26 protein-coding genes and 1 tRNA gene are annotated in these 26096 nt (G+C 72.4%); 14 read left to right on the top strand and 13 right to left on the bottom strand.

What is annotated here, in order from left to right:
* The first annotated feature begins 3 nt into the window (after positions 1 to 3).
* Entirely contained in the window at positions 4 to 1296 is a 1293-nt protein-coding gene (locus H4W31_RS15605) for a glycosyltransferase 87 family protein (protein WP_192767322.1), read from the top strand.
* A 196-nt stretch (positions 1297 to 1492) separates the two neighbouring features.
* Here H4W31_RS15605 and H4W31_RS15600 read toward each other — a convergent pair whose 3' ends face one another.
* The 3 genes from H4W31_RS15600 to H4W31_RS15585 all read right to left on the bottom strand — a co-directional run bounded on the left by H4W31_RS15600 (position 1493) and on the right by H4W31_RS15585 (position 6223).
* Positions 1493 to 3463, bottom strand: coding sequence for a hypothetical protein (locus tag H4W31_RS15600; protein ID WP_192767321.1), 1971 nt, complete (start codon positions 3461 to 3463; stop codon positions 1493 to 1495).
* A 130-nt stretch (positions 3464 to 3593) separates the two neighbouring features.
* Positions 3594 to 4367, bottom strand: coding sequence for a YcnI family copper-binding membrane protein (locus H4W31_RS15595; protein ID WP_192767320.1), 774 nt, complete (start codon positions 4365 to 4367; stop codon positions 3594 to 3596).
* 11 nt (positions 4368 to 4378) lie between these two features.
* Positions 4379 to 6223, bottom strand: coding sequence for a copper resistance CopC/CopD family protein (locus H4W31_RS15585; protein ID WP_225945544.1), 1845 nt, complete (start codon positions 6221 to 6223; stop codon positions 4379 to 4381).
* Positions 6224 to 6649: 426 nt separating this feature from the next.
* Here H4W31_RS15585 and H4W31_RS15580 point away from each other — a divergent pair, with 426 nt between their 5' ends.
* From H4W31_RS15580 to H4W31_RS15570, 3 genes are read left to right on the top strand one after another with little or no spacing between them, the layout of a single operon-like run.
* Positions 6650 to 7186, top strand: a complete 537-nt coding sequence (locus tag H4W31_RS15580; protein ID WP_404825592.1) for a MauE/DoxX family redox-associated membrane protein — start codon at positions 6650 to 6652, stop codon at positions 7184 to 7186.
* A complete protein-coding gene (locus H4W31_RS15575; RefSeq protein ID WP_192767318.1) occupies positions 7179 to 7895 on the top strand; it encodes a DsbA family protein in 717 nt (238 codons plus the stop codon). Before H4W31_RS15580 ends, H4W31_RS15575 begins: the two co-directional genes overlap by 8 nt.
* Positions 7896 to 7915: 20 nt before the next feature.
* A complete protein-coding gene (locus H4W31_RS15570; protein ID WP_225945543.1) occupies positions 7916 to 9136 on the top strand; it encodes a hypothetical protein in 1221 nt (406 codons plus the stop codon).
* Between the two features lie 15 nt (positions 9137 to 9151).
* Here H4W31_RS15570 and H4W31_RS15565 read toward each other — a convergent pair whose 3' ends face one another.
* Genes H4W31_RS15565 through H4W31_RS15550 form a run of 4 tightly spaced genes read right to left on the bottom strand, consistent with a single transcriptional unit; the run spans position 9152 to position 11915 of the window.
* Positions 9152 to 9943 (bottom strand): energy-coupling factor ABC transporter ATP-binding protein, encoded by a 792-nt coding sequence (locus H4W31_RS15565; RefSeq protein ID WP_192767317.1) that lies wholly within the window; start codon positions 9941 to 9943, stop codon positions 9152 to 9154.
* The gene (gene cbiQ, locus H4W31_RS15560) at positions 9940 to 10710 is read right to left on the bottom strand and encodes a cobalt ECF transporter T component CbiQ (protein ID WP_192767316.1); all 771 of its coding nucleotides are present in this window, start codon (positions 10708 to 10710) and stop codon (positions 9940 to 9942) included. Before cbiQ ends, H4W31_RS15565 begins: the two co-directional genes overlap by 4 nt.
* 12 nt (positions 10711 to 10722) lie before the next feature.
* Positions 10723 to 11175, bottom strand: a complete 453-nt coding sequence (locus tag H4W31_RS15555) for a PDGLE domain-containing protein (protein ID WP_192767315.1) — start codon at positions 11173 to 11175, stop codon at positions 10723 to 10725.
* A gap of 17 nt (positions 11176 to 11192) precedes the next feature.
* Complete coding sequence (locus H4W31_RS15550) at positions 11193 to 11915, bottom strand: energy-coupling factor ABC transporter permease (RefSeq protein ID WP_192767314.1); 723 nt, start codon at positions 11913 to 11915, stop codon at positions 11193 to 11195.
* A 141-nt stretch (positions 11916 to 12056) separates the two neighbouring features.
* Here H4W31_RS15550 and bcp point away from each other — a divergent pair, with 141 nt between their 5' ends.
* The 3 genes from bcp (at position 12057) to H4W31_RS15535 (ending at position 13270) form a co-directional block, all read left to right on the top strand.
* Complete coding sequence (gene bcp, locus H4W31_RS15545; RefSeq protein ID WP_192767313.1) at positions 12057 to 12533, top strand: thioredoxin-dependent thiol peroxidase; 477 nt, start codon at positions 12057 to 12059, stop codon at positions 12531 to 12533.
* 31 nt (positions 12534 to 12564) lie between these two features.
* Positions 12565 to 12645, top strand: a tRNA-Leu gene (locus tag H4W31_RS15540).
* 106 nt (positions 12646 to 12751) lie between these two features.
* Positions 12752 to 13270 carry a GNAT family N-acetyltransferase gene (locus H4W31_RS15535; protein ID WP_192767312.1) on the top strand — a complete coding sequence of 173 codons (519 nt, stop codon included), beginning with the start codon at positions 12752 to 12754 and terminating at the stop codon, positions 13268 to 13270.
* A 28-nt stretch (positions 13271 to 13298) separates the two neighbouring features.
* Here H4W31_RS15535 and H4W31_RS15530 read toward each other — a convergent pair whose 3' ends face one another.
* The 3 genes from H4W31_RS15530 to H4W31_RS15520 all read right to left on the bottom strand — a co-directional run bounded on the left by H4W31_RS15530 (position 13299) and on the right by H4W31_RS15520 (position 16209).
* Positions 13299 to 14294: an expansin EXLX1 family cellulose-binding protein gene (locus H4W31_RS15530; RefSeq protein WP_192767311.1), complete on the bottom strand. Its 996-nt coding sequence runs from the start codon at positions 14292 to 14294 to the stop codon at positions 13299 to 13301.
* A gap of 181 nt (positions 14295 to 14475) precedes the next feature.
* Complete coding sequence (locus H4W31_RS15525; protein WP_192767310.1) at positions 14476 to 15312, bottom strand: MOSC domain-containing protein; 837 nt, start codon at positions 15310 to 15312, stop codon at positions 14476 to 14478.
* 63 nt (positions 15313 to 15375) lie between these two features.
* Positions 15376 to 16209, bottom strand: coding sequence for a class I SAM-dependent methyltransferase (locus tag H4W31_RS15520; protein WP_318783217.1), 834 nt, complete (start codon positions 16207 to 16209; stop codon positions 15376 to 15378).
* Positions 16210 to 16277: 68 nt separating this feature from the next.
* On the opposite strand from H4W31_RS15520, the gene H4W31_RS15515 reads away from it, so the two are divergent.
* From H4W31_RS15515 to hutH, 6 genes are all read left to right on the top strand, one after another.
* On the top strand, positions 16278 to 17144 hold the full coding sequence (locus H4W31_RS15515; RefSeq protein ID WP_192767308.1) for a MurR/RpiR family transcriptional regulator: 867 nt from the start codon (positions 16278 to 16280) through the stop codon (positions 17142 to 17144).
* A gap of 82 nt (positions 17145 to 17226) precedes the next feature.
* Positions 17227 to 18876, top strand: a complete 1650-nt coding sequence (hutU, locus tag H4W31_RS15510; RefSeq protein ID WP_192767307.1) for a urocanate hydratase — start codon at positions 17227 to 17229, stop codon at positions 18874 to 18876.
* Positions 18877 to 18887: 11 nt separating this feature from the next.
* Entirely contained in the window at positions 18888 to 20123 is a 1236-nt protein-coding gene (locus tag H4W31_RS15505; RefSeq protein WP_192767306.1) for an allantoate amidohydrolase, read from the top strand.
* Positions 20120 to 21556 (top strand): formimidoylglutamate deiminase, encoded by a 1437-nt coding sequence (locus H4W31_RS15500; protein WP_192767305.1) that lies wholly within the window; start codon positions 20120 to 20122, stop codon positions 21554 to 21556. The genes H4W31_RS15505 and H4W31_RS15500 overlap by 4 nt, the downstream gene beginning before the upstream one ends.
* Positions 21550 to 22728 (top strand): imidazolonepropionase, encoded by a 1179-nt coding sequence (hutI, locus tag H4W31_RS15495; protein ID WP_192772131.1) that lies wholly within the window; start codon positions 21550 to 21552, stop codon positions 22726 to 22728. The genes H4W31_RS15500 and hutI overlap by 7 nt, the downstream gene beginning before the upstream one ends.
* Positions 22716 to 24269 (top strand): histidine ammonia-lyase, encoded by a 1554-nt coding sequence (gene hutH / locus H4W31_RS15490; protein ID WP_192767304.1) that lies wholly within the window; start codon positions 22716 to 22718, stop codon positions 24267 to 24269. The genes hutI and hutH overlap by 13 nt, the downstream gene beginning before the upstream one ends.
* Positions 24270 to 24306: 37 nt before the next feature.
* On the opposite strand, the gene H4W31_RS15485 is transcribed toward hutH, so the two are convergent.
* From H4W31_RS15485 to H4W31_RS15475, 3 genes are read right to left on the bottom strand one after another with little or no spacing between them, the layout of a single operon-like run.
* Positions 24307 to 24534, bottom strand: a complete 228-nt coding sequence (locus H4W31_RS15485) for a hypothetical protein (protein WP_192767303.1) — start codon at positions 24532 to 24534, stop codon at positions 24307 to 24309.
* A 20-nt stretch (positions 24535 to 24554) separates the two neighbouring features.
* The gene (locus tag H4W31_RS15480) at positions 24555 to 24746 is read right to left on the bottom strand and encodes a DUF397 domain-containing protein (protein WP_192767302.1); all 192 of its coding nucleotides are present in this window, start codon (positions 24744 to 24746) and stop codon (positions 24555 to 24557) included.
* On the bottom strand, positions 24737 to 25543 hold the full coding sequence (locus H4W31_RS15475; protein ID WP_192767301.1) for a helix-turn-helix domain-containing protein: 807 nt from the start codon (positions 25541 to 25543) through the stop codon (positions 24737 to 24739). The genes H4W31_RS15480 and H4W31_RS15475 overlap by 10 nt, the downstream gene beginning before the upstream one ends.
* A 248-nt stretch (positions 25544 to 25791) precedes the next feature.
* Between H4W31_RS15475 and H4W31_RS15470 the strand changes: the two genes are divergently transcribed.
* A complete protein-coding gene (locus H4W31_RS15470) occupies positions 25792 to 26049 on the top strand; it encodes a hypothetical protein (RefSeq protein ID WP_192767300.1) in 258 nt (85 codons plus the stop codon).
* Positions 26050 to 26096 lie beyond the last annotated feature (47 nt).

The raw sequence follows: 26096 nt of genomic DNA, 5'->3' as shown, positions 1-26096 counted from the left end.
CCCGTGCCAGCCGATCCCCCCGTGCCATCCGCCACCGACGAGGACGATCCCGGCGGCAGGACCGCACGCCTGGTCGCCGCCATGGTGGTGATCATCGCCCTGGTCCCACTCCTCTACCTGCTGGACACCCCGCACAACTTCTTCGACCTCAAGATCTACATGAGTGCGATGCAGTGGTGGGCCGAAGGCCATCCGCTGTACGACTACGTGCAGGGCGACCGGGTACAGGGTGAGTTGTTCTTCACCTATCCCCCCTTCGCCGCCCTGCTGCTCCGGCCGTTCGCCGGGCTCCGGATCGGGGTCACGGTGACGCTCTTCACCATCCTGACCGTGATCGCGCTGGTGGTGACCACCTGGTGGCTGGTGAAGCCGGTCGCCGCCCGGCACCGGCTGCCCTGGTGGTTCGCGGTCGGGATCGCCGTCCCGCTGGTGCTCGCCGTGGAGAGCACCCGGGAGACCCTCTCGTTCGGGCAGATCAACATGCTGCTCGTCACACTGATCCTGGCCGACCTGCTCTTCGCCGTACCCCGTAAGTCCCGCTGGTCCGGCGTCGGCATCGGGCTGGCGACGGCGCTCAAGCTGTATCCGGGGATCTTCATCGTCTACCTGCTCGCCGCCCGCAGGTGGCGGGCGGCGCTGGTGGCCAGCGCCACCGCCGCCGGGGCGACCCTGCTCGCGGCGGCGATCGCGCCCGGCGACTCGTGGCGGTTCTGGACCCACGAGCTGTGGCTGACCGACCGGGTCGGCCGACCCGACTACACCGGCAACCAGTCGCTGTTCGGCCTGCTGAGCCGGTTCACCACCCCGGGCAAACCGAACCAGGCACTCTGGCTGCTGCTGGTGGTGATCATCGCCGGGTACGGGCTGTGGCGGGCCGCCCGAGCCATGCGGGCGGGGGACCATCTGGCCGGGCTGACCCTCACCGGACTGGTCGGCGCCCTGGTGAGCCCGATCACCTGGACGCATCACGCCTACTGGTTCATTCCCGCCGTCGTGGTGCTGGTCGACGCCGGCCTCCGGCGGCCCGATCCGGCGGCCGGCGCGGCGGGACGGCGGCGCAGGGTCGGCCTGCTGACGTTCGCCGTACTGCTCACGGCCGGCATCATCTACGGCGTGGTGTCGTACCACGACTGGGGCGACGCGTTCGATCGGACCAACTCGCCGGGCGAGTTCCTGCTCCGGAACGTGTACGTCCTGTTCGCGCTGCTCCTGCTCGTGCTCCTGCCCATCCGGGCGGGGTCGACGGAGCCGAGTACGGGGACCAACACCCCGAGACGCGAACCAAGCGTCCGCTAGTAGCAGAAGTTGCACCAAATGGACAGATCTATCTAGTACGTCTCGATGCGGTTAATCTGGGGACAACACCTGAAACGTCCCTTCGGTACACCGATCCCCCGGTGAGAGTGGCCCCCCGTGTCGGCAGCGCGGGGGGCCACTTGCCGCTGCGGAACAGTCCACGGGCCCCGGCTGCCGTGCGTGTAGTGGGAAGATCTCAGGGAGCCCACGAACTCGGGCTCGGCCGCCGTACGTCCCTGCTCCGCTCCACCGGCTCGTCCGCTGACTCCGGTACGCCCTCACCGGTACGACGACCCGACGACGCGTCCATTCCCGCCGACCGGATCACCGGCTCGTAGCCCTTCGAACGGTTCAGCCCGTTCCGCGCGGTCCGGTGCTGTCCCAGGTCGTACAGCGCGGCTCCCGGACTGGCGGGCCGGAGTGCGAACCGCTGGGCCAGTGCGGCATTCGGCGGCGACGCCGGTCCGGAATCCGGCTCCACCGGACCGGCGGACACGACCGTCGGCACCACCGGACCGGCGGGCGCCACCGGTCCTCCGGACGCCACCGTCGGGGACCCCTCCGCTACCGGGCCGACCGGACCGGCCGCCCTGGGCGAGGAGGACCGAGTCGGGGCGGGAGCCGTCGAACCGGCGGCCGCCGGAACAGCCCCGCTCGGAGCCGACCCGGAGGATGCCGGCGCCGACCCGGACGCGGCCGGAGCCGACCCGGAGAATGCCGGCGCCGACCCGGAGGATGCCGGAGCCGGCCCCGGTGGGTTCGAGGCGGGCGGGGCCGGGGTGGACGGGGTCGGAGTGGCCAGGGTCGGCACGGCGGCCGCAGGGACCGGTACGGGCCTGGGCGGTGCCGGCATCGGCGGTGCCGGCGACGGCAGCGGTGGAGCGGGCGTGGGGGCGGGCACCGGGGCGGGCGGAGGCGTCGGCATCGGAGCCGGGGCGGGAGCGGGCGCGGGAGCGCGGGCGGACCGAACCGCCGACGTGTGCCTGACCGCCGGATCCGCCATCGCGTTGATCGCCGGCTGCACCGACGAGTTGACCGACGAACTGATCGCCGGCTGCACCGACGATCGGGGTGACGAGTTGACCGTCGTACCGGTGGAGGGGTTGACCGACGACCGGGTCGTCGAGCTGCCCGACGGCCGGGTCGACGAGTTCAGGGACGGACCCGTCGACGAACCGGTCGACGAGTTCAGTGACGGCCAGACCAGGCGGTTGGTCGGCTCGGTGTCCGGCCCCGCGCCTGCGGCGCCGTTTCTCGACGAGGTGAGCACATCCGCCAGGGTCGCGGGCCGGGGCGACGACGGTACCCCGGTGGAACCCGGTGTTTCGGCCGGCAGTGGCCACGCCGTCGGGGGCTCGTCGGGCAGTCCCGCCCGGAAGCGGGCCGAGACGTTGGTGCGGACCGTTCGGTGGGGCCGGTCCGGTGAATGCCCCATCTCGTTCAACGCGGCGATGCCGAGCCTGGCGGCGAAGGCCGGAACCTGCTCGGGCTCGACGACGAATACCACCTCGCGCGGGCGAACCGGTCGGGCCAGCAGCACGATGCCGGCCAGCACCAGGAGGCCGCCGACGGTCAGCAGCGTCCAGGCGGCCGGGCTGAGCCAGCCGGGGCGTACCTCGACCCGCAGGTTGGCGTCGACTCCGGGCCGGGCGTCCGGACGCATGACGACCAGGCTCAGCCGGTGGCCGCGTACGTCGTCGGGGGTCAGGTCCAGCACCCCCACGCCGTGCCGGATCCAGAGACTCTGTTCTCCGGGAACGCCGACGGTGGCGTTCTCGCCGGCCGGCTCGGCGGGGCTGACGTGCAGCGGCAACTGTCCCCGGGTCACGCTCACCCGGTCGATCCGGGCGTAGGAGGTGGTGGAGAGGTACTGCGAGACCTCGGCGGCGGGGGCGAGCCCGATGAACGCCGGGTCCGATCCGGTACGCACGATGATCCGCATGCCGGTCCGACTGGTACGCAGGAAGGGCGCATCCTGTTGCAGCAGCGCGTCCAGGTCCGGTACGACGACCGCGTGTCCGGGTGTGTCGACCCGCTCCAGCGGGCCGCCAAACGCACCGTTGGGGCTGCGCTGCTCCAGGACGGTCCATAGTGCACCGCCGATGAACAGCATCGGCAACCCGATCGTGAGCAGGAGTATCCCGGCGATCAGTCGCACGAACCGCATTCGCGTTTCTCCCTCTGGGGTCGCAGTAACTCGCCGACCATACCGAGCGAAATCGCTTTAACACGGATTATTGGCTGAAATCGCTACTGGCCCGCCGGCAGGTGCCGACGGGCCAGTGGAAAGCTGTGGATCAGGCTGCGGGTGGCGCGCTCTGCCGCCGGGTACGGGCGAACGCCAGCCCGCCCAGCGCCAGTCCGGCGAGGCCGGCGCCCAGTCCGGCGAGGCCGGCGCCGAGGCCCGCGGCGGCCAGGCCCCGCGCGGCGGCGTCACCATCGTCCCCGGTGGACGACGACGGCTGCTGCGGCGCCCCACCAGCCGGCGAGGGGGCGGCTGGAGCACCGCCCGCCGCCGCTGCCTCCGGAAGCAGCTTCAGCACCGGCGCCGGGTCGTTCTCCGGCTCGGCACCGTTGGCGGCCGGCGGTTCGATCCAACGCGCGGTCTTGCCGTCCGAGTAGTGCTGGAGGACCCGGAACACCATCTGGTCGACGGTCGGCAGGGGGCCCATCGAGACCGGGAACTCCTGGAACTCCCCCGGCTTGATGCCGGCGGCGGCCGACGCGGTCCACGTGATCTTGGAGATCACCTCGCTGACCTGGCTGCCGTGCACCTCGACCGGCGGGTCGACCTTGCGCCTCTCGGTCGTGACCGTCCAGCCCGGCACCGGCATGGTGGAGACCGAGGCGACCGGCGCGTTGTCGGGAAGTGTCACTTCCAGCTTGACGGTGGACGCGGTGTCGCTCTCGGTCGGCACCCGGAACGCCAACCGTCCGTAGCCGCCCTGGGTCGCCTCCCTCGGGTTCACCGTGACGTGCGCGGACGCCGCAGAGGCGAGCCCGAACACGCCGACCACGGTTGCCCCGAGGACGAGGGCGGCGGAGAACGCCGCCCGACGGTGACGGATCATGGTGTACCTCTCTAGGTGATCGGCACGGTGCTGGTCACCGTGGCCTGGTCGATGTCCGTGAGACGGACCGTGAACGTGAGCAGCCAGTTGCCCGGAGAGGGCAGGCTGATCTCTCCCGTGGCGTGGTTGTCCGTCAGCGGCAACAGCGGAATGGCGATCGGCTCGATGCCCCGATCGGGCAGGGCGGCCGTGGCCCGCCACTCCGCCACCGGCAACGGCTTGTTGTCCGGGGTGTACGCGTACAGGTGCACCGAGTTGCTGCCCTGCTGGGCCGGGTCCACCTCGACCTGGAGCGAGTAGATCGAACTCGTCAGCGTGGTGGAGTAGTAGCCGGGCCCACCGGCGTCGCCGTACGTGTCGGCGGTCCGGGCCGGCGGGGTCTGGACCAGGACAGCGGACAGCGCCAGGACGATCGCGGTGATGGCGAGTTCCGCCCAGACCGCCCGGCGGATCCGACGCGCCGACCGGACCGGCCGCACCGGCTCGGTCGAGGAGTCCGGCGTGACAGCCTCGTCCCCGGCCTCCCCGGTCCCCTCGTCCCCGTCCTCAGTCCCGTTCTCCTCGGCCACCTCTTCCTCGGCGGCCTCGTCCCCGGTCAACCCGTCCTCGGTCGGCTCCTCCTCGGCGAGCTCCTCCTCGACCGGCTGGTCGGCCAGGATCCGCCGCCGGACCAGTTGCCGGGAGTACGCGGCCACCGCGATGACCAGTGCGAACAGCACGACCTTGGCGATGATCAGCTGTCCGTACGTGGTCGACACGAGCGCGGACGGCGTACTCACCTCGATGAGGGCCTGGACGACTCCGGCGAGCAGGAGCGCGGAGACGGCCAGCGTCGCCCACCGGGACCAGACCGGCAGGATCGCGTCCAGCTCCCGGTCGTTCGCCTGGCGGAGCAGGAAGCCGCCGAGCATGACCAGACCGCCGAGCCACACCGCCATACCCGCCAGGTGCACGGTGTCCACGACCACGGAGACGGCCGGCACCGGTGAGGCCGCCGCGTGCCCGGCGATCGGCCAGGTGCCGAGCCCGGCCAGCCCGAGGACGGTCAGCAGGATCTGGTCACTGCGCCCGGCCCGACCGGCGATCAGGGGGCCGACCAGGATCGCCGCCGCGGCCAGGATGCCCAGCCGGACCAGGTGGGCCGCGCCGAAGGTGCTGCCCAGAACGTCACCCAGGGCGCTGCCGGTGACCGCGAACGGTCCACCCCCGGTGGTGTACGGCACCTGGAGCCAGATCGCGCCCACGGTCGACAGGACGATCAGCCCGATGCCGGCCCAGATCAGCCGGCTCGGGCCGCGCCGGGGCAGCCGCCGTGGCCAGAGCAGGCTGAGCACCAGCACCGGACCGATCAGCAGGAGCAGGCCGGCGTACCCGAGGTACTTGAAGACCCGGACCGCCCCGCCGACCGCCGGGTGGACCTCGTCCGCCGTACTGTCCGATGGCGGGGTCGACGGCGCACCGACCGAATAGGTGTACGCCCCGGCGACCGGATGGCTGTCCGCCGAGATCACCCGGTAGCTGACCAGGTACGTGCCGCGGGCCCCGGACGGGTCGATCGGGATGGTCACCACGGCGCCGTTGAACGTCGGATCACCCCGGTTGACCTGGGCGCCGTCCGGACCGAGGATCCGGATCTTGTCCGGCACCTCTCGGACGGCCTCGCTGAAGGTGAGCACCACCTCGGCGGGCGCACCGGACAGCACCGCATCAGCCGCCGGACTGCTGCTGACCAGTACGGCGTGCGCGCTGGCCGGCAGGGCCGGGCCGAGCAGCAGGGCGAGGGCGGCCAGCAGCAGGCCGAGACTGGCGCCCGCGCGCGCCAACCATCGACGATTCGCAGCAATCATGCCGGACATGGTGGCCGACCGACCGGCTCGGGCGCGACCTCGGGTCACCTGCGACCCGTCTCGATCACACTGCCGGCGCTTCCCGGTGCCGCCGGAAGGGGCGTACGGGTCGGCGTGGGATCGGACCGCCGACGGCGCCGGGGCACTCCCCGGGGCGCCGGAACCGAGTCGCCCGGCCGCTGCCGAGTTCCGTCCTCTGCCACGTTTCGATAGTCGGCATTGTCGGCGGAAAAGTTCCCGGGGATTTTCGAGGGTTTCCGGGGACGGCACGGGATCCGGTCGGACGTCGACCATTCTGCACCGGAACGCCCACATATTCCGCTGATGCCCGCGTAGCGTAATTGAACGTGATCCCACCCAGTGCGACACCAGGGCGGACCAGCGCACCCGCACGGACGGCTGGAACTACCCCATCCGGCGTGACGTCCAATGATCGTGACTGAGCGGAGCACAGGAAGCGCCCGGGGTTCGGGCACCAACCGCTGGTTGGCCGCCCGGCCGTGGCTCGGAACGGCAGCCCGGCTGGGCCTCGCCGCCGTGTGGCTCGTCGCCGGAGGATCCAAGATCGGGGACCTCGCCGCCTCCGGTCGGGCCGTGAACGCCTACCAGATTTTTCCGTACGACCTGTCCGTGGTGATCGGCGCGGCGCTGCCGTTCGTGGAGCTCGCCCTGGGGCTGATCCTCCTGGTCGGCCTCGCCACCCGGCTCGCCGCCGGGATCTCCGCGTTCCTACTGGTGATCTTCATCGCGGGCATCGCCTCGGCGTGGACCCGCGGGCTCTCCATCGACTGCGGCTGCTTCGGCAGCGGCGGCGACCTCGCCGCCGGACAGGATCCGACGTACGGCACGGAGGTGCTGCGGGACCTGGGCTTCCTGGTGCTCGCCGGATTCCTGCTGGTCTGGCCGCGTACGCCGGTCTCGGTGGACGCCGTACTGGGCCGGAACACGGCAGAAGGAGACACTGATGAGTGATCGGGGCAAGAAGCCGCAGCGCCGGCCCGCCCAGGTGGTACGGGAGCAGATGGCCCGGGAACGGCGCCGCAAGCGCACCCTGTGGACCTCGGTCGGCGCGGTCCTCGTACTGGTCGTCGCCGGCCTGATCGGCTGGGCCGTCTCCGCCAGCCAGGACGCGGGCGACTTCACCCCGCCCGGCGGCGCGAATCCGGAGGGCACCGGCATCGTCCTCGGCACCGGACCGGTCAACGTCGACGTCTACGAGGACTTCATCTGCCCGATCTGCCGGCAGTTCGAGCAGCAGGCCGGCGGTACGCTCGACCAACTCGTCGCCCAGGGCAAGGTACGGGTGACGTACCACCCGGTCGCGTTCCTGAACCGCTTCTCCAGCACCGAGTACTCGACCCGGTCGTCCGCCGCCTCCGGCTGCGCCGCGCAGAGCGGAAAATTCCGCGAGTACGCCAAGGCGCTGTTCGACCGGCAGCCGCCCGAGGGTAGCGCCGGACTGAGCGACGACGAGTTGGTCAACGTCGCCACCAGCGTGGGGCTGGCCGGGGACAGTTTTGCCGCGTGCGTCCGGGAGAATACCTTCGAGAAGTGGACCGAGCACGTGACCGAGGAGGCCGCCCGAGCGGGCGTGAACGGCACGCCCACCGTGCTGGTCGCCGGCAAGCAGGTACAGGCCAGCGCCGAGGCGATCAGCGCGGCCGTGGCAGCGGCCGGCTAGTGAGCCGTACCACTGGCCGGATGACGAGCCAACCCGTCGGCCGGGCCGGTGGCGGGCCGGCGAGCCGGGTCAGCCGCGCGCTGGTTAACCAGGTCACGTCCGGCGCCCGGCGGTCCGGGCCGCTTCGCCGGCTCGGGCTGGCACTGGCGGCGGGTCTGGTCGGGGCGCTCTCGATCGCGACACCGGCCGCCGCGCACGCCGCCGACGCCCCGGACGGCTCGAACTACCGCAGCGCCGTCAGCGGGCTCACTCCGGCCGTTCCCGGGCTCGCCGTCCGGGTGGTGGAGGGCGGCGCCCGGCTCGAACTGGTGAACCGGACCGGTCGCACGATCGAGGTGCTGGGCTACGCCGGCGAGCCGTACCTGGAGATCCGGCCCGACGGTGTGTGGGAGAACACGGCCTCCCCGGCGACGTACCTGAACCGGACCGTCGAGGGAGACACCGAGCCGCCGGCGACGGCGGACCCGACCCGGCCGCCGTCCTGGCGCCGGGTCGGCACCGAGCCGGTGGTGCGCTGGCACGACCAGCGCGGCCGGTGGCTGGAGTCCGCGCCGCCGCCCGTGGTCGCGGCCCGGCCCGACCGGCAGCACCGGGTACGGGACTGGGTCGTACCGCTGCGCGACGGCACCACGACGATGGAACTGCGCGGCACCCTGGACTGGTTACCACCGCCGGACCCACTGCCCTGGTGGAGCGTGAGCCTGCTCGGGGCGCTCGCCGTGGGTGCGCTCGGGCTGCTTCCCCGGGCCTCCCGACCGGGTCGCCGGGCCACCGTCGTACTGGCCGCACTGGCCGGCACCGGCGGGGCGGCGGCGATCTGCTTCGCGCTGGCCCGTGGCGCCGACGCCGGACTCGGGGGCATGCTGCTCGGACTCGTCACCGCACAGCTCTGGCCCACGCTCACCGGTACGGCCGCGCTGGCCGCCGCGGCGTACGCGCTGACCCGGCGCCCGAGCGCCGACTTCGCGCTGGCGCTGGCCGGTACCTGCCTGGCGCTCTTCACCGGCGTGACGAACGCGGCGGTCTTCCTCCGCTCGGTGGTCCCGGTGCCGTGGCCGGCGGAGTGGGCCCGGATCGTGATCGCGGTGGTGATCGCGAGCGGCGCCGGTCTGGCCGTGGCCGGCGCCCTGCGACTGCGCGCCACCGGCCGTTCCACCCCCGGCCGGGCCGGCTCCCGGCGTCCCCCCGCCGCCCGCCCCGGCGACGCCACCCGCCCCGCCCGCTGGTCCGTCGCGCGTTAGGAAGGGGCCCTTCTTCTACGGAATCCGATAAGAAGGGGCCCTTCCTTGCACCTGGAAGCCGTAGGGGAGTTCCAGGCGGTGCTGGGCCAGCAGGTCGGTGTCGGCGAGGAGGTCGGCGGTCGCACCGTCGGCGACGATCCGGCCGGTGTCGAGGATCAGCGCCCGGTCGCAGAGTTCGAGGGCGTACGGCAGATCGTGGGTGACCATGAGCAGGGTCACCGGAAGTCCGCGCAGGATCGCGGCCAGTTCCCGTCGGGCGGCGGGATCGAGGTTGGAGGAGGGTTCGTCGAGGACGAGGATCTCCGGGCGCATGGCGAGGACGGTGGCCACCGCCACGCGGCGGCGCTGGCCGAACGAGAGGTGTTGCGGGGCGCGCTCCCGGTGCTCGGTCATCCCGACCGCGTCCAGTGCCTCGGTCACCCGGGCGTCGAGTTCGGCACCGCGCAGCCCCAGGTTCGCCGGGCCGAACGCCACGTCCTCGGCGACGGTCGGCAGGAAGAGCTGGTCGTCGGGATCCTGGAAGACGATCCCGACCCGCCGCCGGATCTCGGCCAGGGTGGCACGGTCCCGGCTCACGGTCAGCCCGCCGACGGTGACCGTGCCCTCACCCCCGGCGAGGATTCCGTTCAGGTGCAGCACCAGGGTCGTCTTGCCCGCACCGTTCGGGCCGAGCAGGGCGATCCGTTCGCCGCGCGGCACGGTCAGGTCGACGCCGCGCAGCGCGACCTGCCCGTCGGGGTAGCTGTAGTGCACGCCACGTACGTCCAGCGAGGTGACGGCGGGAGCGGTGTCCACGTACCCGATCATCCCAGCACGACCGCGGCGGCGGCGATGCCGGTCGCGGCGAGCGGCACCGTCGCCGCGACCAGCCAGTGCCGGGCGGTGGCGGCTCCGGCGGTCCGCCACGCCCCCGGCATCCTGCCCTGGTAACCCCGGGAGACCATCGCCAGGTAGACCCGTTCGCCCCGCTCGAAGGCCCGGAGGAAGAGCGCGCCCACCCCGGCGGCGAAGCCACGCAACTGCCACAGGAACCGGGGATCGTCGCCACGGGAGATCCGGGCGACCCGCATCCGCCGGGCCTCGCCGATCAGCACGTCCAGGTAGCGCAGCATGAACGAGGCGATCTGGGTGAGGATCTGCGGACAGTGCAGCCGGTCCAGGCCGAGGATCAGGTCCCGCATGGTGGTGGTGCCGGCGAGCAGCAGCGAGGCGAGTACCCCGAGGGTTCCCTTGGCGAGGATGTTCCAGCCGCCGTAGAGCCCGTCCACCGACAGTTCCAGCCCCAGCCAGGTGATCCGCTCACCGGTGCCGAGGAACGGCAGCGCGAACGCGAACAGCACGAACGGCAGCTCGATCAGCGACCGGGTGGCGAGCCAGCGCAGGCCCACCCTGGCCAGCGTCGCCAACACCACGACCAGTACGGCGTAGCCGCCGAACGCCCAGAACGCCTCGCGCGGGGTGGCGACCACGACGATGGTGAAGGCCACCATCGCCGCGATCTTGACTTCGGGGGGCAGCCGGTGCACCGGCGACGGCCGGTCCCGGTACAGAACGTGCGCGTGCCCGGCGCCCATGTCGCGTACCCCTTATTCCGGAACGTCGGTGGACGTCCGGCCGGCGCCGGCACCGACACCGTCGGCGGAGACTCGGCCACTACCGGCAGCGTCGCCGTCGGTGGGGACCCGGCCGGCGTCGACACCGTCGGTGGAGCGCCGCCGGACGAGCCAGAACAGGCCGCCACCGATGGCGAACGTGAGCAGCACGCCCAGCACCCCGGACAGGCCGGTGGAGAGGTAGGAGTTGTCGATCCCCCGGACCCCGTAGTCGGCCAGCGGCGAGTCGGCCAGTTCGTGGTCCCGGCTCTGCTGGGCGGGGCAACTGCCGCCGGTGATGTTGTCGTCGGCGTCGAAGGTGCAGCCCTGGCGCAGCGACGAGTCCAGGCCGTCCGGATGGGCCGAGGCGAAGTTGCTGACCACCCCGGCGAGCAGCAGGGCGACCAGCAGGCCGCCGAGGATGAACGCGCCGGTGCGCTTCGTCATCCGGATTCCTCCGGTCGTCATCGGGCACCTCCGCCGACCGGCAGCTGCGTCGCCGTCGCCGGCACGGGTCGCAGGGAGCGCAGGGCGTAGACCAGGTCGGGTCGGACCTTCGCCACCGTGACCACGGTGGTCGCGGTGATCAGGCCCTCACCGATACCGATCAACAGGTGTACGCCGGCCATCGTGCCGGCCAGGCCGCCGAGGCTGCTGCCGACGTCGGTGGTGCCGCCCAGCCAGTACTGCACGACGAAGCCCTGGGAGGCGACCAGCACGCTGAGCACCGAGGCGACGAAGGCGGTGATCGCCAGTCCGTTCACGGTACGCGGCAGGATCCGCAGCAGCAGTGCGATCAGCAGGTAGGCGACCGCCGTACCGAGGATCGCCATGTTGGTGATGTTGAGGCCGAGCATGGCCACCCCGCCGTCGCCGAAGATCAGCGACTGCACGATCAGCACCACGGCCACACAGAGCGCCCCGACCCACGGCCCGACCAGCACCGCGGCGAGCGCACCGCCGAGCAGGTGACCGCTGACCGCGCCGGTGAAGATCGGGAAGTTCAGCATCTGGACGGCGAAGATGAACGCGGCGACCAGGCCGGCCATCGGGGCCAGCCGGTCGTCGAGGTCCTGCCGGCCACGGATCACACAGAGCGCGAGCGCCGCCAGGGCGAGCGCCGCGAACGCCGCGGCCACGGGACCGTTGATGATCCCGTTCGCGATGTGCATCGCCTGGGTTTCCACTCCACCACCTCCCCTACGTCGGCGTGGGATCGGCCCCGCCGGCCGGGTCAGCCTAAGAGCCAGCCGGCGTTATTGCCAAGATTTTGCAAGAGCTGTACACCAACCGCAATCTCCGGTCCATCTGGCGATAGGGTCGTGGCCATGACCTCGCCAAGCCGCCTCGAAGCCGGCGACACCGCGCCCGATTTCGCGCTGCCCACCGACGCCGGGAACACGCTCTCGCTCAAGGAGCTGCGTGGCCGGAAGGTCGTGCTCTACGCGTACCCGGCGGCGATGACCCCGGGCTGCACCACGCAGGCCTGCGACTTCCGGGACTCGCTCGCCTCGCTCCAGGCCGCCGGCTACGAGGTGATCGGCATCTCGCCCGACTCGCCGGAGAAGCTGGCGAAGTTCCGGGACCGGGACGCCATCACCTTCCCGCTGGTCGGCGACACCGACAAGTCGGTGCTCACCGCGTACGGGGCGTACGGCGAGAAGCAGTCGTACGGCCGGACGGTCACCGGAGTGATCCGCTCGACCTTCGTCATCGACGAGGAGGGCCGGATCGAACGGGCGCTCTACAACGTCAAGGCCAAGGGACACGTCGCGAAACTCCGCAGGGACCTCGGCCTGGACTGAGCCCGCCGGCCGTCTAGACTCGTCCTCGCGAGCGGGAGTGGTGTAATGGCAGCCACGCAGGATTTAGGTTCCTGTGCCTTCGGGCGTAGGGGTTCGACTCCCCTCTCCCGCACAACTGAGTTCCCTCGCCCGCCGCGTCCCGCTGTCGGCTGTTAGCGCTGTCACGACCGGTACCGGGCGGCGCCGGGGCCGACGGCCCGGGGGCGAGGATGGCCGGCGTGGGCATCCGCTTCGTACTCGATCCTCCGCTGACTTCCGAGCTACGCGACCAGATCGTCACCTTGTGGACGGCGGTGACGAACGCCGGCGGTGCGGTCGGCTTCGTCGGGCCGGTCACCGAGGACGACGTCCGGCCGCTGGCCCTGGCCACCCTCCGGGACGCGGCCGAGGGGCTGGACCGGATGCTTGTCGGATTCCACCGGCAGCGGCCGGTCGCCCTGCTCTTCTTCACCGACAACCGGTTCCGGCTCAAGGCGCACTGGTGCGTCCTCAAGCGGGTGATGGTGCATCCCGACCAGCAGGGGTACGGCCACGGCCAGGCGCTGATGCGGGAGGCCGAACGGATCGGTCGGGAGATCGGCTGGGACGCCCTGCACCTGACGGTGCGGGACGGCAAGGGTGTGGAGGAGTTCTACCGGCAGTTGGGCTACCGGGAGGTCGGACGGCTGCCCGGGGCGCTCCGGGTCGGGCCCGGCGACGACCGCGACGAGATCCAGATGTGGCTGTCGTTGACCTGACGGCGACCGGCACCGACCGGCGCCGGGGTCAGCCGCAGCCCACCCGTACCGGCGCCGGTCCGCCGGCCGCTCCGGCGATCGTCTCGGGTTCGGCCGAACCGGCCGGGGACGGTGGCGTCACGGTCGGGCTGGCCGAGGCGCTGGCAGCGACCGACGGCGTCGGAGTCGGCGTCGGCCCGCCCGCCGGAGTGCTGCCGTACATCGGCACCTTGCTCCGTTGGATCCGCCGGGGCGACATCGTGATCCCGGTGGCGACCGCCTCGTTGCCGTACACGTCGACAACCCGGATCGAGTACGGCCCGGGGCCCATCCCGCCGTCGATCACCCAGTAGTTGTCGGAGCCGCGTTTCGCCGCCCGCCAGCTCGACCCGGCCCGCTTCGCCGCCACCGATTTCACCGGGTTGCCGTGGTTGCCCACCTGTACGGCGAACCAGTACTGCGAGGTACCACTCTTCATCCGGAAGGTGAGCGGTCCGGGCGACGGTGGATTGACCACGGCTCGATAGGTGATCGAGGTGATCCCCTTGGACAGGTCGGCGATCTTCGCGAACGCCTGCTTGGAGAGGTCGATCTTGCCGCCCGTACAGCCCGCGCACCGGTCGAGCACCATCACCCGTACGGTGCCCTTCGGCCCGGTCACGTCGAGGAAGCTGCCGCAGGCGGCCGAGCCGGAGTACTGGGCCGAGCCGAGCGCGGCGTAGAGCCGGTTGGCCGGCGGACCGGGCAGCGAGCAGTTGCCGCCGGAGTTTCCCCCGTCGTAGTGCGACGCCTTTCCCTTGTAGACCTTCGGTCCGGCCGGTGGTGCGGCCAGCCCGGCGGCACAGGCCGCCGGCTCGGAGAACTGCCAGACGAGCACGAGCCCCAGCAGTGCGGCGACGACGACCGCGAAACCGCCGGCCAGCCACCGCTTCGGCCGGCGCCGTCCCGACCCCGATCCGCCGGATCGGTCGGCATCCGGCCCGTCCGGCACAACGCCGGCGGCCGGGGTCTTCTCCGGCTGGTCGGAGGGCTCCGCGTCAGTCATCCCGGGCATGTTGCCCTAGTCGCCACGGCCCACGCAAGATCCCGGCCGACCGTCGACCGACCCCTGTTTGACGAGCGCCGATCCCTGTCTGACGAGCGCCGATCCCACCGTCGCCGCCCTGCGGCTCAGCCTCCGCCCGGCCGCCCGGCCCCTCGGAGCGGCCTGGGGAACTCGAAGCGGCCTACGGAAGCAGTTCCACCGGGTCGCCGACGGTGAGGGTGTCGGCCGAACCGGGCGGGCCGAGCACCGGCACCAGGTTCTGGCCGAACAGAAGCCGCCGGTCGATGTTGTGCTGCCGGGCCAGCACCCGGAGCGGCTCCCGGCCCCGTACCCCGGTCTCCTGGTCGGTGGTGGTCACCACGCACCGGGCGCAGGGTTTGGCCACCCGGAAGACCACCGGGCCGATCCGGATCCGGCGGCCGGTCCAGTCGTCCTCGGCCCAGCGATCGGCACCGCCGACCACCACGTTGGGACGGAACCGGGTCATCGGCAGCGGCGCTTCCGGACTTCCGGACTCCAGCAGGAACTCGTTCAGGGCGTCCAGCGAGGCGCGGTTGGCCAGCAACAGGGGGTAGCCGTCGGCGAAACTGACCCGGTCGTCGGCCTCGGCGAGGTCGGTGTCCGGGATCGGCCGCACGGTCGGGTCGCCGAGCCAGACCAGCCGTACCTTGCGGTCGAGTTGTCGGGACAGCCAGTCGTTCGCGGCCGGGTCGGCGGTCCGGCCCGGCGCGGCGGACATGCTCGCGAAGACCCGTACCTCGACCGGGTCGCCGTCGGTCGGCTCGGCGACCGCCAGGTCCGTCCGCCCGGCGGCCCGCAGCAGCAGGCCGCCGGGCCGGAGTTCCGGCCGGACCGCGACCAGCGCGGTCGTCTCACGCTGGGTGACGCCCACCCCGTCGTCGTCCACGATCATCCAGCGTCGGTCGCCGGCCAGGCCCCACGGCTCGACCCGGGCACCGTCGAGGTCGAGCCGGTGACAGCCCTTGACCGGGTACGTGTGGATCGAGACCAGCCGCATGCCGTTCACCCTGCCACAGGGGTACGGACGACCGGGCGGTCACGTCCCTGGCCGGACGTCACCTCACCAGGCGATACCGATCCCGTCGCCGGGGTACCAGTGCCGGGCGGGGGTCTCCCGGTAGGCGAGGAACCGACGGCCGGTCTTCTCGGCGTGCTCGGCGAGCACGTTGGTCATCGTGACGTTGTCGGTGAGCAGCCGGGCGCCGGGCGCGAGCTTCGGTTCCACCGTCGAGAACTCCCGCCGCTCGTGCTTGGTGTGGTGGTCGCTGTCGTGCAGGAAGAGGTCGACCGGACGGTCCAGTTGCTTGATCGAGGCGAGGGAGTCCCCGATCACCAGGTCGACCACGCTCGCCCAGGGCTCGGACCTGGACAGGTAGCCGGCCTCCGGGTTGATGTCCAGCGAGGTGACCCGGCCGGGGTTGCCGTCGGCTGCGTTGCGCAGCAGGGCCGAGGCCAGTACGCAGGTGCCGAGGCCCTTGTCGACCCCGGTCTCGACGATGTGTCCGGGGCGGATGGCGCGCACGATCGCGTACCAGCCGATCCGGCGGGCGTACCGGACGCGCCGATCGGCCAGCCCACGCCGGTCGGCGGCCGCGGTGGCCTGTTCGATGTGCTGGCGGAGCGCGTCGTCCTGCTCGATCTCGGCCAGGTACGTCCGCACCTGGCCGACCGGTACGTCACAGGTCACGCTGACGAACCAGGCCAGGTGTTCCCGGCTGAGTTTGGTCAGGTCGTAGGTGTAGTTGTGGTGCTCGCGGGAGGTGAGCAGCCACTTGGCCGAGACGCCGAGCACCTGGGCGTCGTGCCGGGCCACCCGCATGAGCCGTTTGGGAAATGCCGCGACAGGGGCGAGGCGGGTGCGGGCGATCGCACGCCGGAAGTTCGTACCATCCACCCCGAAGGTTGTACCACGTTCCCGGGGTCCCATTGCCCTCTGAATTATTTCATGCATACAGTCATCTCGTGAATGACAGCGCTGTCATCGCGGCCCCACCGATGGACCGCGTGCTCGACCTGTTCCAGGGCATCCGGCTGACCCCGACGCAGCGACGGATCGCGCACAGCCTGGTCCAGCATGCCGCCTCCGCCGCCTACCTCTCGGCGGCCGAGGTCGCCGAGCTGGCCAAGGTCAGCCAGCCCTCGGTGACCCGGTTCGCGATGGCGCTGGGCTACGACGGCTATCCGGCGCTGCGCCGCCGGTTACGGGAGATCGCCGCCGCCGGGTACGGCCGACCGGACCTCGGCGCCCCGACCGGGAACGAGACGCAGCGGGCCCTGCGCGCCGAGGCCGACAACCTGGACCGGCTCGCCGAGCAGCTCACCGACCGGGACGGGGTGACCGCCGCCGGAACCCTGCTGGCCGGCAGCCGTCCACTGGTCGTACTCGGGTTGCGCGCCGCCGCGCCGCTGGCCGGGTACTTCGCCTACTTCGCGGCGAAGGTGCTGCCGGACGTACGGGTGCTGGACTCGGGTGGGAGCCTGCTGACCGACCGGCTGGAACAGGCCCGGGCGGCCGGGGCGAACGCCCTGCTGGCGATCGTCCTGCCCCGGTACCCCCGGGAGTCGCTGGAGGCGCTCCGCGAGGCGCGCGCCGCCGGGATGTCGGTGGTGGTGATCACCGATTCGGCGGTCAGCCCCGCCGCCGAGTACGCCGACATCGTGTTGCCGGCCGCCGTCGGCGCCCAGCTCGTCTTCGACCTGCACACCGCGCCGATGGCCCTGTCGATGGTGCTGTTGCAGGCGATCTGCGACGCCGTACCCGCCGACAGCCAGCGCCGGTTGGAGGAGTTCGAGCAGTCCGCCGTACGCCGACAGTTGTTCATCGGGTAGTCCGCCAACGTTCACCACCGCCGGCACCCCGTACCGCCCACACCACCCACACCGCCGCTTCACCGTTGCAGAAGGAGTCGTCATGCCCGAGCCGATCCGCGCCGCCCGCGGCACCAGCCGGACCGCCGTCGGATGGCCGCAGGAGGCGGCGCTGCGGATGCTGATGAACAACCTCGACCCGGACGTCGCCGAGCGCCCGGACGACCTGGTGGTGTACGGCGGAACCGGGCGGGCGGCCCGGGACTGGCCCTCGTACCACGCGCTGGTCCGGACCCTGACCACGCTGAAGGACGACGAGACCATGCTGGTCCAGTCGGGCCGGCCGGTCGGGGTGCTCCGGACCCACGAGTGGGCCCCCCGGGTACTGCTGGCCAACTCGAACCTGGTCGGCGACTGGGCGACCTGGCCGGAGTTCCGCCGCCTCGAACAGCTCGGCCTCACCATGTACGGCCAGATGACCGCCGGATCCTGGATCTACATCGGCACCCAGGGCATCCTCCAGGGCACCTACGAGACCTTCGCCGCCGTCGCCACGAAGCGGTTCAACGGCTCGCTCGCCGGCACCCTGACCCTGACCGCCGGCTGCGGCGGAATGGGCGGGGCGCAGCCGCTCGCGGTCACCATGAACGGCGGCGCCTGCCTGATCGTCGACATCGACCCGGAGCGGCTGGCCCGCCGGGTGCAGACCCGCTACCTCGACACCGTGGCCGACTCCCTCGACGAGGCGGTCGAGCAGGCGCTCGCGGCGAAGCGGACCGGCCAGGCGCTCTCGGTCGGCGTGGTCGGCAACGCCGCCACGGTCTTCGCCGAGCTGCTCCGCCGGGGTGTCGAGATCGACATCGTGACCGACCAGACCAGCGCGCACGACCCGCTGTCGTACGTCCCCGAGGACGTCGAACTCGCCGACGCGGCCGAACTGGCCAGGGCCAAACCGGTCGAGTACACCGAACGGGCCCGGGCCGCCATGGTCAAGCACGTCGCCGCGATGGTCGGCTTCGGAGACAACGGCGCCGAGGTCTTCGACTACGGCAACTCGATCCGGGGCGAGGCCCAGCTCGGCGGGTACGACCGGGCGTTCGCCTTCCCCGGCTTCGTGCCGGCGTACATCCGGCCGCTGTTCAGCGAGGGCAAGGGCCCGTTCCGCTGGGCGGCGCTCTCCGGCGACCCGGCGGACATCGCCGCCACCGACCGGGCCGTGCTGGAGCTGTTCCCGGAGAACGAGCAGCTGGCCCGGTGGATCCGACTGGCCGGCGAACGGGTCGCCTTCCAGGGCCTACCGGCCCGGATCTGCTGGCTCGGCCACGGCGAGCGGGACAAGGCCGGCGTCCGGTTCAACGACATGGTCGCCTCCGGCGAGCTGACCGCCCCGGTCGTCATCGGCCGCGACCACCTCGACGCCGGCTCCGTCGCCTCCCCGTACCGCGAAACCGAGGCAATGGCCGACGGCTCCGACGCGATCGCCGACTGGCCGCTGCTCAACGCCCTGGTCAACACCGCCAGCGGCGCCTCCTGGGTGAGCATCCACCACGGCGGCGGCGTCGGCATCGGCCGTTCCATCCACGCCGGCCAGGTCTGCGTGGCCGATGGCACCGCCCTCGCCGGCCAGAAGATCGAACGGGTCCTGAGCAACGACCCGGCGATGGGCGTACTCCGGCACGTCGACGCCGGCTACCCCGAAGCCGCCCAGGCCGCCACCACCGGCAACCTCCGCATCCCCATCACCGAGCTGTAAGGAAGGGCCCCTTGTTATCGGATTCTGTTGTAGAAGGGCCCCTTCCTAACACCCAGTTCCAGCGGAGCTGGGCGGAGATCGCGCCGATCGGGCGGGACGCCGGGACGGGCGGGTACCTGCGGTACGGCTTCACCGAGCCGGTACGGCAACTGGAGGAGTGGTTCCGGGACACCGCCGTCGCCGACGGGGCGCACACCGTCGCCCAGGACGGCAACGGCAACCTGTTCGCCTGGTACGGGCCGGCGCCGGAGCACGGGAACGCGGTCCTGGTCGGCAGCCACTTCGACTCGGTCCCGTACGGCGGCGGTTACGACGGGCCGCTCGGCATCGTCAGCGCCCTGCTCGCCGTACGGGCCCTGCGGGAGGCCGGTCGGGAGTTCCGGCGCCCGGTCGCAGTGGTCGCGTTCGCCGAGGAGGAGGGGTCCCGGTTCGGCGTACCCTGCCTCGGGTCGCGGCTGCTCACCGGCGCGCTCGACCCGGACCGGGCGGCGGCGCTGATTGACCGGGACGGGGTCAGCCTCGCCGAGGCGATGGGCGGTCGACCGGCCGGCGCCCGCCCGGAGACGCTGGACCGGATCGGCGCGTTCGTCGAACTGCACATCGAGCAGGGCCGGGCGCTCGTCGACCTCGGCGCACCGGTCGGGGTGGCCAGCGGGATCTGGCCGCACGGGCGCTGGCGGCTGGACTTCGCCGGCGAGGCCAACCACGCCGGCACCACCCGGATGTCGGACCGCCGCGACCCGATGTTGACCTTCGCGTTCACGGTGCTGGCCGCGAACAAGGAGGCCCGGCTGCGCGGTGCGCACGCCACCGTCGGCCGGGTCGAGGTCGAGCCGAACGCCACCAACGCGATCCCGGCGCTCGTCCGGGGCTGGCTGGACGCCCGGGCCGCCGACGCCGGCACCCTGGACGCCCTGGTCGAGGCGGTACGCGTCAAGGCCGCCGACCGGGCCGCCCGGGACGGTACGACGCTCGGGCTGACCCAGGAGTCGCTCAGCCCGTCGGTGGAGTTCGACGGCGGGCTGAACGCGGCCCTCGGACGGGTGCTCGGCGAGGGCGTACCGGTGCTGCCGACCGCCGCCGGACACGATGCCGGGATCCTCGCCGGGCACGTGCCGACCGCGATGCTCTTCGTCCGGAACCCGACCGGGGTCTCGCACTCCCCCGCCGAGTCGGCCGGCGACGACGACTGCGCCGAGGGCGTACGACGGCTGGCCGACGTGCTCGACGAGCTGGCCGTACGGTGACCGGCCCGGTCCGCTACCACGCCGAGTACGCCTGGCTGCCGGGTCGCCCGGTACCGGACGCCGACGTGCTGATCGAGCTGGCCGACGGGCGGTTCACCGGGATCACCGTCGGGGTGCCGGCGGGGTCGGCGGACGCGTACCGGTTGTCCGGGCTGACCCTGCCGGGGCTGGCCAACACGCACTCGCACGCCTTCCACCGGGCGTTGCGCGGGCGTACCGAGGGTGCCGGCGGCAGTTTCTGGACCTGGCGGGACCGGATGTACGAGGTCGCCGGGCGGCTCGACCCGGACAGCTACCTGGCGCTGGCCCGGGCCACGTACGCCGAGATGGCGCTCGCCGGGATCACCTGTGTGGGCGAGTTCCACTACCTGCACCACGCCCCGGGCGGGCGCCGCTACGACGATCCGAACGCGATGAGCGCGGCGCTGGTCGAGGCGGCCAGCCAGGCGGGAATCCGGCTCACGCTGCTGGACACCTGCTACCTGACCGCCACCGTGGACGGGCAGCCGCTGACCGGCCCGCAACTGCGGTTCGGCGACGGCGACGCGGGGCGCTGGGCCGACCGGGCCGGCAGCTTCACCCCGACCACCAGCAGTGGCACCAGCACCGGCACCGGCAGCGGCAGCGGCAACAGCGCCGGCAGCGGCAACAGCGCCGGCAGCGGCAACAGCGCCAGCACCGGCAACAGCACCGTGCGGGTCGGTGCCGCGATCCACTCGGTGCGGGCCGTACCCGCCGACCAGATCCCGGTGGTCGCCGGCTGGGCGGAGGAGCGCGGCGGCCCCCTGCACGTACACCTGTCGGAGCAGCCGGCCGAGAACGAGGCGTGCCTGGCGTACCACGGGCGGACCCCGACCGCGCTGCTGGCCGACGCGGGCGCGCTCGGTCCACGGACGACGGCGGTGCACGCCACCCACCTCACCGACGCCGACCGGGCACTGCTCGGCGGCAGCGGCACCGGGGCCTGCCTCTGCCCCACCACCGAACGGGACCTCGCCGACGGGATCGGCCCGGCCCGCCCGCTGGTCGACGCCGGCTGCCCGCTCAGCCTCGGCAGCGACAGCCACGCCGTACTCGATCTCTTCGAGGAGGCCCGGGGCGTCGAGGCGCACGAGCGGCTGCGCACGCTACGCCGGGGTCACTTCACCCCGGCCGAACTGCTGCACGCCGCCGCCGGGGCCGGGCACGCGGCGCTGGGCTGGGCCGGCGCCGGGACGATCGCCGTCGGAGCCCGCGCCGACCTGGTGACGGTACGGCTGGACAGCGCCCGTACCGCCGGGGTGCCGGCGGCGGGCGCGCTCGGCGCGGCGACCGCCGCGGACGTGACCGACGTACTGGTCGACGGCCGGGTGGTGGTCCGGGACGGCCGGCACGCAACACTCGACGTACCCGCCGCGCTGGCGGAGGCGATCGGGGCGGTGGGGGGATCGTGAAACTGCTGATCGACAACATCGGCGAGCTGGTCACCAACGTGGCGGGGATCGGCGAGGACGGCCCGCTCGGCATCCGCCGCAAGGCCGCACTGCTGATCGAGGACGGCGAGGTCGCCTGGATCGGCCCGGCCCGCTACGCGCCGGCCGCCGACCGGCGGATCGACGCCGACGGCCGGGCCGTACTGCCAGGGTTCGTGGACAGCCACGCGCACCTGGTCTTCGCCGGTGACCGGGCGCCCGAGTTCGCCGCCCGGATGGCCGGACAGCCGTACACCGGCGGTGGGATCCGGACCACGGTCGCCGCGACCCGGGCCGCCAGCGACGACCGGCTGCGCGAGATCGTCGGGCGGCTGCGCGTCGAGGCGCTGCGGCAGGGCACCACCACGATCGAGATCAAGAGTGGGTACGGCCTCAACGTCGCCGACGAGGCCCGCTCGCTGCGGATCGCCAGCGAGTACACCACCGAGACGACGTTCCTCGGCGCGCACGTGGTGCCGACCGAGTACGCCGACCGCCCGGACGACTACGTCGGACTGGTCTGCGGTCCGATGCTCCGGGCCGCCCTGCCGTACGCCCGCTGGATCGACGTCTTCTGTGAGCGGGGCGCCTTCGACGCCGACCACGCGCGGGCGATCCTGACCGTCGGGCAGGCCGCCGGACTCGGCGTACGGGTGCACGCGAACCAGCTCGGCCCGGGGCCGGGAGTGCAGCTCGCGGTGGAGCTGGGCGCCGCCAGTGCGGACCACTGCACGCACCTTTCCGACGCCGACATCGACGCGCTGGCCGGTTCGGAGACGGTGGCGACGCTGCTGCCCGGCGCCGAGTTCTCCACCCGGTCGCCGTACCCGGACGCCCGGCGGCTGCTCGACGCGGGGGTGACCGTGGCGCTGGCGACGGACTGCAACCCCGGCTCGTCGTACACCTCGTCGTTGCCGTTCTGCATCGCGCTCGCGGTGCGGGAGATGGGCATGACCCCGGCGGAGGCGGTCTGGGCGGCGACCGCCGGTGGCGCGCGGGCGCTGCGCCGCCCCGACGCCGGGGTGCTGCGTCCCGGGGTACCGGCGGACCTCAGCATCCTCGACGCGCCCTCATATCTGCACCTGGCCTACCGGCCAGGGGTTCCACTGATCATCCAGGTCCTGCACAACGGAGTACCGCAATGGCAACCGTGACCCGATCCGTCGTCACCGTCCAACCCACCGGGGTCTCCCCGGCCGATGTCGCGGCGGTCGCCCGGGGCACCGCGACCGTCGCCCTCGATCCCTCCACTCTGGATGCCATGGCGGCCAGTCGCGCGATCGTCGACCGGATCGAGCAGACCGGTCGCCCGGTCTACGGCGTCTCGACCGGCTTCGGCGCGCTGGCCAACACCTTCGTCGCCCCCGAGCGGCGGGCCGAGTTGCAGCACGCGCTGATCCGCTCGCACGCGGCCGGGGTCGGCGCCCCGATGCCCCGCGAGGTGGTCCGGGCGATGATGCTGCTGCGGATCCGGTCGCTCGCGCTCGGCCATTCCGGGGTACGCCCCGAGTTGGCCCAGGCCCTGGTCGACCTGCTCAACGCCGACATCACCCCGTGGGTACCCGAGCACGGCTCGCTCGGCGCCTCCGGCGACCTGGCCCCGCTGGCGCACTGCGCGCTGGTGCTGCTCGGCGAGGGTTGGGTGCTCGCCCCGGACGGCACCCGGCAGGACGCGGCGGTGGCGCTGCGTACGGCCGGGCTGCGGCCGGTCACGCTGGCCGCGAAGGAGGGGCTGGCGCTGGTCAACGGCACCGACGGGATGCTCGGGATGCTGCTGCTGGCGATCGCCGACGCCGGGCACCTGTTCACGATGGCGGACGTGACGGCGGCACTGGCGATCGAGGCGATGCTCGGCTCGGAGCGGCCGTTCCTGCCGGAGTTGCACGCGATCCGCCCGCATCCGGGGCAGGCGCTGTCGGCGGCCAACATCCACCGGCTGCTCCAGAACTCGCCCATCATGGACTCCCATCGGGACGACCTGGCGCACGCGGTCCAGGACGCGTACTCGATGCGCTGTGCACCACAGGTCGCCGGGGCGGCCCGGGACACCCTGTCCTTCGTGGATCAGGTGGCCGGCCGGGAACTGCTCTCGGTGGTGGACAACCCGGTGGTGCTGCCGGACGGCCGGGTCGAGTCGACCGGCAACTTCCACGGCGCCCCGCTCGGCTTCGCCGCCGACTTCCTCGCCATCGCCGCCGCCGAGGTCGGCGCGATCGCCGAACGCCGGGTGGACCGGCTGCTCGACGTCGCCCGGTCCCGGGAACTGCCGGCGTTCCTCTCCCCCGACGCGGGAGTCAACTCCGGGCTGATGATCGCCCAGTACACCGCCGCCGGCATCGTCGCGGAGAACCGTCGACTGGCCGCCCCCGCCTCGGTCGACTCGCTGCCGACCAGCGGCATGCAGGAGGACCACGTCTCGATGGGCTGGGCGGCGGCCGTGAAGCTGCGTACCGTGCTGGAGAACCTGACCAGCCTGCTCGCGGTGGAACTGATCGCCGGGGTACGCGGGTTGCAGTTGCGGGCTCCGCTCGTGCCGTCGCCGGCCGGTCGGGCCGCCGTCGCGGCGGTCACCCCGTTCCTCGGCGAGCCCGGTCCGGACATCTTCCTCGCCCCGGCGATGGAGGCGGCCCGTACGGTGATCGCCGGTCCCGAGCTGCGCGCCGCGATCGAGGCGGAGGTGGGCCCGCTCGGCTGAGCCGGTCCGCCGCCGGCAGTCCCGAGGGTGGTTGGCGCTACGAATCGGGCGCGCGCTCCTCGCTGGCGGCCGACCGACCGGTCTGCCTGCGGGCCGCCGTCCAGATCTCCCTCGCCAAGATCCACAGAAGCGCGATGATGATCGGTACGGCCACCCAGGAGCGCCAGCTACCCTCGCTCAGGATGTCGGGCGCGCGGATGCCGGTGTATAGCAACGCGATGCCCAGAAGGGTCGGCCTCTTCCACCGAGCGCCGGATCTCGCCATCGCCAGAGTGTGCCAGCCGACTATCGCCGGTGGGCCACCTCGGCGACGAAGGTCCGCCAGGCGTCGGGACCGAAGGTCAGCACCGGCCCGGACCGGTCCTTGCTGTCCCGGACCCCGACCACTCCGGCCAAGTTGTCGGCCACCTCGACGCAGGCCGATCCACCGTTGTCGCTGCGGGTCGACTTCCGCCAGGTGGCGCGGGTCAGGTCCATGACTTCGCTATCTCCGTGATCAGTTCGATCGAGGGGGTGTGCGGCAGCGCCTCACCTCTCAGACTCTCCCACCTGTTGTGCAGGCTGGCAACGGCGTCCGGGTCGGCGGTGATGTGCGCCCGCAACGCGCTGTCCACATGGGCAATCTCGCCGCTCTTCCCCTTCATCAGGATGAATCCGCCGGCCAGCCCGGCGTAGGCGCCCACCCCGTCCGGCACCACGTGCAGGTGGATGTGTGGCTGCTCGGCGCTGGTCAGCAGGTGGTCGAGTTGCTCCCGCATCACCGCCGGCCCGCCGATCGGCCGACGCAACACCGCGGCGTCCAGCACCGTGACGAACTGCGGCGGGTCATCCCGGGACAGCACCGACTGCCGGTCCAGCCGGGCCGCCAGGAACTGCTCCACCCGCTTCGCGGTGAGCAGCCGGCCGCCGGTCAGCACCGCTCGGGCGTACGCCTCGGTCTGCAACAGACCCGGCACCAGCGACGGCTCGTGCCAGCGGATCGAGGTGGCCTCGCGTTCCTTGGTCAACCATTCCTGTAGCCAGACCGGCGAGCCGACACCGGCGTCGAACTGCTCTACCAGGCGCAGGAACAGGCCGCCGGTCTTCAGCGCGTTGTCCGCGCCCCTGATGTAGTCCATGGTCAGGGCCCGGGTTCCGTTCTCTACCGCGCTGACCAGGGATGCCGAGCAGTTCGCTCCCTTGCCGAAAGCCTCCTGGGTCATCCCGGCCGTGCACCGGGCCCGGCGGATCTCCTCGACGATGAAGTCCGCCATCGAATCGTTCAGGTCGCCCACTACATCTCCTCCACACGCCGGGCCGGTCTCTCCTCGGGTACGCCACCGCACAACACAGGCATCACTCGGCCCGCACACCCGATCACGGAAAGTCAGATCGGCTACCGAGCGTAGAGCCTTCACGTCCAGAGTGGAAGCAGGCCGTCACGCTCGGTGGCAAGAGGTCGGTCGCAGAGGTACCCGGGCGTGCCGTGCGGGGGCGCCGGCCGCTACCCGGCGGCCCCCATCCACACCACGGAAGGGGTCCCATGTCGTACGCCGAACATCCACACCACCAACCCGACCAGCAGCCGGGCCTGGATTGGTGGCCGACGCTGGAACTGCCGGTCGTGGCCCCACTCTGGCTGGACGCCCCGGCCGCTCCACGAGCCATCCCCGGACGGCATCGCAACAGCCGGTGGCCGGGACACCGCCGCCCGGACATGATCGAAGTGGCGGCGGTCCGGCGGGCCGGACGGTTCACCCCCGCGCAAGCGCCCCGGGCCCGGGGCAGCGGCTCTCGATGACCGCCGACGCGCCCCGGGAACACCTGCCGCAACGGCCGATCTGGCTC

It is taken from the genome of Plantactinospora soyae (genome assembly GCF_014874095.1).
In the GTDB taxonomy this organism is placed as follows: domain Bacteria; phylum Actinomycetota; class Actinomycetes; order Mycobacteriales; family Micromonosporaceae; genus Plantactinospora; species Plantactinospora soyae.
Note: the sequence above shows the minus strand (reverse complement) of the source record. Positions and strands in the feature narration are given on the sequence as shown.